Source organism: Alteromonas ponticola (assembly GCF_012911815.1).
GTDB classification, from domain to species: Bacteria; Pseudomonadota; Gammaproteobacteria; order Enterobacterales; family Alteromonadaceae; genus Alteromonas; species Alteromonas ponticola.
In genome coordinates this window covers 1-575 of record NZ_JAATNW010000021.1, presented here as the reverse complement: position 1 = coordinate 575, position 575 = coordinate 1, and the positions used below count along the sequence as shown (strand labels likewise).

The 575-nt window shown below is 46.1% G+C and carries 1 protein-coding gene; it reads left to right on the top strand.

Going from position 1 to position 575, the window contains the following annotated elements; genetic code table 11:
- The coding region (locus tag HCJ96_RS16190; RefSeq protein WP_169212120.1) for a hypothetical protein at window positions 1-575 on the top strand (575 nt) is incomplete at both ends.

Sequence of the window (575 nt, the reverse complement as noted above, 5' to 3'; positions counted from 1 at the left end):
GAAGTGGCTGTACAAATGGGCGTTGACCCGGTAGAAGCAAAAGTGCTGATGCAAGATGACCCAGCCTTTGCGGGTGCGTTTTCTGATGCAACAAACACAATTTATGTAAATGATTTGGCGCAAAACTCATCTGGAGATGCCGTTAAGACAGTGGGTCATGAAACTCAACACTATCTTGATAGCCAACAAAATGGTGGAGTAGAAGAATCGGCACAGTATGCCGAAAACCGCGAAGAATATGCCGGGGTAATGGGCGCTGCCACGGAAGACTATCTAAGTTTTAACTTTGCGCAAAATGACGCAACACTAGCAACAGATAATCTAAAGAGCTTGGGGACTGATAGCGAGACCATTTCAAGCAATCTGACGTCTTTGTCAACCAATCAGTTACAGTATGACGCCGAAGACCCGACCAACCTTGATAATAATATTCTTCGTACAATACCTGCAATCGTAGAAGGAGGAGAGCTGGCGGTTCTTGGCGCAGTGGCACTTGCGGGTGATGAAGATGCACAGCAACAATTTGCGCGTGATGTAGAAACACTCTTCAATAATGTAAACACCGCACTAGGCCA